Source organism: Collimonas sp. (assembly GCF_039923675.1).
Classification (GTDB): Bacteria; Pseudomonadota; Gammaproteobacteria; order Burkholderiales; family Burkholderiaceae_D; genus Collimonas.
Genome location: NZ_JBDTCG010000050.1, coordinates 54,395 through 60,778 on the forward strand (window position 1 = coordinate 54,395; position 6,384 = coordinate 60,778).

Annotated in this window: 6 protein-coding genes; 3 read left to right on the forward strand and 3 right to left on the reverse strand. The window is 57.2% G+C overall.

Translation table 11 applies throughout. The features are described 5' to 3' along the window. Positions 1-164 precede the first annotated feature (164 nt). Complete coding sequence (locus ABI171_RS09555) at positions 165-566, reverse strand: hypothetical protein (RefSeq protein WP_348092329.1); 402 nt, start codon at positions 564-566, stop codon at positions 165-167. A 276-nt stretch (positions 567-842) separates the two neighbouring features. Between ABI171_RS09555 and ABI171_RS09560 the strand changes: the two genes are divergently transcribed. Beyond that, positions 843-1,091: an H-NS histone family protein gene (locus ABI171_RS09560; RefSeq protein ID WP_348092330.1), complete on the forward strand. Its 249-nt coding sequence runs from the start codon at positions 843-845 to the stop codon at positions 1,089-1,091. 108 nt (positions 1,092-1,199) lie between these two features. Here the strand turns inward: ABI171_RS09560 and ABI171_RS09565 are convergent, their stop codons facing one another. Then, positions 1,200-4,016: an autotransporter domain-containing protein gene (locus ABI171_RS09565; RefSeq protein ID WP_348099295.1), complete on the reverse strand. Its 2,817-nt coding sequence runs from the start codon at positions 4,014-4,016 to the stop codon at positions 1,200-1,202. A 491-nt stretch (positions 4,017-4,507) separates the two neighbouring features. Between ABI171_RS09565 and ABI171_RS09570 the strand changes: the two genes are divergently transcribed. Together ABI171_RS09570 and ABI171_RS09575 are read left to right on the forward strand one after the other, a co-directional pair. Beyond that, the gene (locus ABI171_RS09570; RefSeq protein WP_348092332.1) at positions 4,508-4,858 is read left to right on the forward strand and encodes a DUF805 domain-containing protein; all 351 of its coding nucleotides are present in this window, start codon (positions 4,508-4,510) and stop codon (positions 4,856-4,858) included. Positions 4,859-4,953: 95 nt separating this feature from the next. After that, positions 4,954-5,493 carry a cysteine hydrolase family protein gene (locus ABI171_RS09575; protein ID WP_348092333.1) on the forward strand — a complete coding sequence of 180 codons (540 nt, stop codon included), beginning with the start codon at positions 4,954-4,956 and terminating at the stop codon, positions 5,491-5,493. 714 nt (positions 5,494-6,207) lie between these two features. On the opposite strand, the gene ABI171_RS09580 is transcribed toward ABI171_RS09575, so the two are convergent. Next, positions 6,208-6,384 (reverse strand): DUF2274 domain-containing protein (locus tag ABI171_RS09580; RefSeq protein WP_348092337.1); only part of this gene is annotated, 177 nt, incomplete at its 5' end.

Here is a 6,384-nt window from a genome sequence, read left to right on the forward strand (position 1 = left end):
GGATAGAAAGTCGAATGAACCAAGCCCCATGTTACCCGCCATGTTAGCTGGCAGCAAGATAGGCAACAGGAATTCGAACTGTGCTTTCGATCTCGCCAAACAAAAACGCTACCCGGCGGATAGCGTTTTTGCTGCAATGACGCGCAGTGGCTTCTGGCTGGTTTCTAATAGGCAGGATCACCCGGAACCACGCGTAGCCAGCCATTCGGACAACTTGGCACTTCAGGGTAGTAGCCCGCAGGATCGTTGCAGTAATAGCTGTAGTTGCCATCAGGCGCGACATACGCTGCGCCCACCGGATAAAGCGCAGGATCGTAGTAATAAGGCCCCCAGAAAAAAGGGCCGCCGATCACGATCACCCCGCGCCCGTGGAAATCACGGAACCTGCGATAACCGTGGTTCGCTTGCTGGCCGCCGCCATAGCGCATGCCGCCATTGCCATGAAAACCGCCGCCGCCGTGAAATCCGCCACCATGGTAGCCGCCGTTACGGGCAAACGCCGAACCCGAGGCGCCTGACAACATCAGCGCAATCACAGCCAGCCAAAGAATCAATAATTTTTTCATAGCAAGACCTCGAACTTCCAATGCCGCCGCTCATTACGGCGACACAACTGTGTCTCCCTGTATTCAATATAGATTGTGCAATCCGAATGACCGATACAAATCGGTAATGATTGCAACAACATGTATCAAAGAACGCACTTCTTCAAGCAAAATTTACAGGAAAAAAAGCGGGAGCGGGATTTCTATCGAAATCCCTGCGCTATCGGCAAGCATTTCGTGCGGTACTCTGGTTACGGTATACTTGCCCGTCCAAAACGCAGATAGAGAGCAATAGAAATGACGACCTACAAAGAACTGCAAGCACAAATCGAGCAATTGAGGAAACAGGCAGAAGAATTGCGTCAGGCTGAAATCGCTGACGTCATTACCGAGATTAAAACCAAGATGCAGGAATACGGCATTACCGGAGCGGACCTGGGCCTCATGGGCAAGAAACGCATCATAAAAACCTCGCCGGCGATGGAAGCAGAAACGCCTGCGATGACACCGGCAATTGAAGATACAGCGGCCGGTAGCACAATGTAATTGCAAGCTGCGATTGATGGCAGACGGTTGTCGTTGGCGGCCAGATTGCTGAGCCGCCGGTCTTAAAAAAACAGGCTTCGATGACAACCGTCGCACACATCAATCCAGTCAGTCCAATGCAAAGCGCAAGCCCAGCGCCAGCACACTATTGCGCAAGCCGCCACCGCCCAGTTGCGCATCATAGTTGAAGTACCAGCCCCAGCGTTTGTCCACCGCCGTATTCAAGCCCAGCCCGAGCCAGCCCGTGCTGCGCGCCAAACCTATCCCCTGCACCGTAAAACCCGCCGCCGGCGCGCCGACGTAAGCGGCGTTGAAATCCAGGTTGCCGTCATTGAACGCATGCTGCCATGCGGCGTAAGCTTGCAGCACGCTGGCCCCGCCAACCCATTGGAAGCTGGTGTCGCCACGCAAACCCAGCAGTCCTGCCGTTTGCTGATACGCCTGGCTCGCTGCAGTCAAGCCGAACACGCCGCCGCTTTCAGTAAAACCGCCGCGCTTGAGCCGGTCATAGGCGACGCCCGCATACGGCGTCAGCCGGGTGTTGTCGGACAAAGGCAAGACATAGCCGCTCTCCCCATAAGCCGACCACAGATTATCGGTATGTCCTGCCCCCAGGCTCTGCGTGGCATTGCCGATCACGGCGTCGCGCGTCACCGTGCTGTTGACCGTGGCTGCGCCAAGCCGTCCCGAGGCGTACCAGCCCGAGTCGCCGAAGGCATGCCTGCCATACAGCGAAACGCCGGTATCGTGGCTTTTAGATTGGCCACCGAGCCGGTCGAAGCTGGCTTTGCTGTCCGAATAGGCGATCGCCGCGCCGATGATAGTGCCGGCGTTGAGCTGGGTATCGACCCCGAACTGGCCACCCCACAAAGACGTATCGCCCGTGGCATAACCGCTCTGGCTCAGCCTGCCGGAGGCGCCGATGGCGCTGACCCAGAGGCCGGTGCCGTCATGGCCGCCGGGCTGGCCGCCCAGCATCGCCAGGCGATTCGCCAGATCGCGGTTGATCGCCTGCGATTGCTGAAAGGTCAAGGCTTGCACCGAGGCGTGGATCTGGCCGGATAAACTGTCCAGCACCTGTCCCGCCACCGCCACGCTGGCGCTCTTCTGTATCGCCGCGGCGCTGGCAAGAAATTCTCCATTGGCACCGCTGGTGTTGCCGCTGGCAACCATCTGGTCTGCTGCTTGCAGGCCGGTTTCCAGGTTGACGGCGGCATTGTTGCGAGTGGCGTCGCTGCCGAAGGTTTGCGCCGCCATGGTAGCGACGTTGGTGCGGCTGATGTGCAAATCCACTTCCTTAGCCTGGTACGACAAGTTGGCGGCAATGAACACGCCCGGTGTAAAGCGGACGCCATCGGCTTCAAAGCTGAGATCGCTGAACTGGCCGCTGACGCCGCCTGCAGCCGTGAGCACCTTACCGGTCACGCCCGCCTGCTGCGTCACATAACCCGACGGATCGCTGTTGCCGACCGGCGTGGTGGCGATCAGGTGGGAATTGCCAAGAATTGCCGCGCCGCCTACCATCAAGGTCGTATTCAGTTGATTGGCCAGCACCGCATTCGGCGTGGCGACGTAATTGCCGCCAATAGTAAGGCCGGCGCCGCTATTGTTGAGACGGCCGCTATTACTGACATTGCCGTGCACAGTGCCGCCAGCGCCTGCCAGCTGGCCGAGACCGCCGACATTCACATTGGCAGCGACAGCGCCGGTGATGTTCAAGCTGCCGCCGAGGATATTGCTGTCGCCCTGATAGGTATTGTTGCCGGCCAGAGTGAGCTGGCCGCTGCCGCTCTTGTTCAAACCCGCATCGCCGCCGATATCGTTCTTGAACACCGAAACAGCGTTATCGAACTGGACAACGACATTGGGACCCAGGGCCAGCCGCTGGTCGAACAGCGCCGGACCGTTGATTGCCTTGCTGGCATTCAGCAAGCCCCAGCCATAGGTGGCGGTATCGTGCATGTCGGTGGCGGTGGAGAGAATGGTCTGGCGGATCAGGTCGGCATTCATCCAGGGATAGGCTTGCTGCACCAGCGCCGCCGCGCCGGTGACGGCGGGTGCCGCGAACGAGGTGCCGAAGACGCGTGTGCCGCTGCTGCCGGATACGAAATCCCCCGGCGCCGCCAGGCACCAGTTGGCGGCGACGCCGCAACGGTTGGCGTAGCTGGAAATCATACCCGGCACGGTATCGCTGCTGGCATAGCCGTTGCTGCCGCCGGCGTTGACCGCCGTCACCGCCAGCCAGCCGGCTTGCAGGTCGGCAAACATGGACGGCAAGCTCGCGTTCAGATTCGGCTGCGGCGCGCCATCATTGCCGGTGGACCAGATGAATAATCCTTTCTGGGCAACAAACGGCTGATACAAGCCATGCAGGGCCAGCGCCTGACCTACCGTGGCGCCGGCGGCGCTGATGCCGTTGGATTGATTGAAGATCCGCACGCCTTTGGCGAACATATCCTGGTACATCTGGCTGTTGAGTAACACATTGTCACCGCTGGTGCCCGCGGCCGCCGCCTGTATCTGCACGCCCGTGGCCACGCCCAAGGTATTGCCAGCCAATGCTTCCACCACTTCAGTGCCGTGCATATTGCCGTCGGCGCCGGTGGTGCTATAGACGGTCTTGCTGATACGCCCGGCAAACTGTGGATCGCTGACATCGAAATCGGTATCGACTACGCCTACCGTGACCCCGGCCCCGGTGATCCCCTGTGCATGAGCGGCGGCAGTATTGCTGGGGTCGAGCACATTCAGCATGACTGGCGGCGTCACCGGCGGCGGCACCGAACTGCTGTTGCCGGGAGGTGCGGGAGTCGTTGTGACTGGCGGCGGGGGAGTCGTCGCGGGTGGCGGCGCGCTTGGAACCGGAGTGGCTGCGGGGCTGGAGTTGCTGCTCCCGCCTCCACCGCCTCCACAGCCCGAGGTCATTAACAATACAGCAACAGAGGTAATCGACAGCAATCCTCGGCGAGATATTTCTTTTCCCATAACGCCTCCCCTATATGTGCTTCAACTTCAATCCGATCAGCGATCGGTATCTCGGCCTGTTGCGTTCACATACTCAGTCGTGCATCTATAGTGATAATCTCAATTGTTTCCTTTCGGCAATTTAGTATGCGCGCATTTTTCCAGAATTAACCTTTTTTAACAAAAATATTTCCATACAGATATATTTTTATATCCGTATAGCTTCATATGGATCACATTTAGGAGGGAGTTTTAACAAGAAATGCCGGGCATCAGATACGATGCCGGAGATGTCACAATACAAATATATTTGCGCCGGACCAACTTTTTGATGGGAATCGCTGCAGCTTTTGCTATTATTACCGTCTGGTAACCTTACCAAAATCCATGCGCCGAACCGCGGTCACAATCCGCGGTATAGCTCATGCCGGCACAACTTCAGGAGGATAGAAATGACGTTCACAGAATCGATCAAAGTCTGCTTTTCCAAGTACGCCGATTTCAATGGCAGAGCTTCGCGCTCCGAATATTGGTGGTACGTACTTTTTATCGTGCTGGCAACCTTCGCAACAGATATGGTCAGCCACACACTGAGCGGACTTTTTTCACTCGCCACCCTGGTGCCGTCCATTGCCGTGGCGGCGCGACGCCTGCACGATACTGACCGTAGCGGTTGGTGGCAATTGATCTCGCTGATCCCTGTACTGGGCTGGATCGCCATCATCTATTTCCTGGTCCAAGAAGCAAAAGAGCCGAATAGATTCGGCGCTGCGCCGATCACCGAGGCGCTTCCGGAAACCTGAACATCAGGGGAGCAGCGGCGTCCGTCTTGCCTTGAGACGAGCGCCGTGTCATGGAAACGCGACGGAACGAACCGTCCATCAACAGCAGGACAATAATGAAATCCGCCCTTCTAGTCATCGATGTCCAGCATGGACTTTTTGAGCAAACTCCGCGGCCATTTGAAGCCGAAGCAGTCGTGGAACGCATCAACACCCTCGCCGCCAAGGCCCGAGCCGCAGGCGCTCCGGTGATTTTCATCCAGCATGAAACGCCAGACGATGAGCTTGCCTACAATTCCGTGAACTGGCAGCTGCAACCAGGATTACAGGTCAAGGACAGCGATATCAAGCTGCGCAAGAAGACATCCGATTCCTTCCTCGGTACAGAACTGCAGGAACTGCTTGTTGCGCGACATATCGGACAAGTCGTGATCTGCGGCTACGCGTCGGAATTTTGCCTCGACACCACCGTCCGCAGCGCTGCCGCGCTAGGATATCCGGTGCTACTGGCATCCGATGCCCACACCACCCATGACAAGCCGCACGCCACCGGGCAACAGATCAGAGCCCATGAAAATGCAACACTGCCGAACATCGATAGTTTTGACGGAAAAATCACAGCGGTCGCTACCGCAGAGCTGCATTTCGCAGCCTAAGCCGTCCATCTGACGAAAAAGCCAAGACGCACGAGAAGATGGCCTTGGCAATAAGAACCTGTTAAAATTCGGCCCTGCCCAGTATCGCAGGCAGTTGCTGCAGATACTTCTTTGCAGGTTTCCTTCGAAACCGCAAACATGCCCGAGTGGTGAAATCGGTAGACACAAGAGACTTAAAAACTCCTTTGTCAAGTCTTTTTCTGATCGGGGAAGTCGGCGCAAAGCTTGAAATGGCGCGGGTTTCCCGGGCTTTAGTGCAAATGGCACCAACAGCCCTCTGGCTGCTAGGTGTCATGTAGGAACCAGTAGAGAAGTACAGTTGAAACAAGCCTAGCGTAGCTAGGCGCAACATCGGTTCGGCAACGAATCAGTCTAGCCCGAGTGGTGAAATCGGTAGACACAAGGGACTTAAAGCAATTTGAGCCCTCCAGGGGAAACCCAGGAGGTGAAACCCGTCAAATTCGGCGAAAGCCCTGGATGCTGCAAGCATCCGAGCCAACACCGAGCCAAGCCTCGATCCGAAAGGTTCGATGGAAGGTGTAGAGAGCAGACGGCGGGCACCTACGGTCGCAAGACTATGGTGAAGGCGTGCTCCAGACCACGAACAGCGTTTACGCTGGCGGCGAAAGTCGAAGTGGTAAGAAAATCCCTCGACCTTACGGTCGTGCCGGTTCAATTCCGGCCTCGGGCACCAATTTTGAGAGCCGTCCTTGTTCAATCAGGGGCGGCTTTTTCATTTCTTTGCATAGCGGCGTTACGCGGTAACGCTGCTCGCTTAAACCCTCGATCTCGCGCCATGAACGCGTCGAGCATGTGCGGAATCAACGTCGCGGCATCAATCGGCTCGCCGTAGGTCTTCGCATGCAACGCCGCATATCGGTCCAACTCCGT

Excerpts from the sequence above, each read along its gene's own strand:
- ABI171_RS09555 (WP_348092329.1), bottom strand. The coding sequence starts at position 566 with ATGAAAAAATTATTGATTCTTTGGCTGGCTGTGATTGCGCTGATGTTG.
- ABI171_RS09560 (WP_348092330.1), top strand. The coding sequence starts at position 843 with ATGACGACCTACAAAGAACTGCAAGCACAAATCGAGCAATTGAGGAAA.
- ABI171_RS09565 (WP_348099295.1), bottom strand. The coding sequence starts at position 4,016 with ATGACCTCGGGCTGTGGAGGCGGTGGAGGCGGGAGCAGCAACTCCAGC.
- ABI171_RS09570 (WP_348092332.1), top strand. The coding sequence starts at position 4,508 with ATGACGTTCACAGAATCGATCAAAGTCTGCTTTTCCAAGTACGCCGAT.
- ABI171_RS09575 (WP_348092333.1), top strand. The coding sequence starts at position 4,954 with ATGAAATCCGCCCTTCTAGTCATCGATGTCCAGCATGGACTTTTTGAG.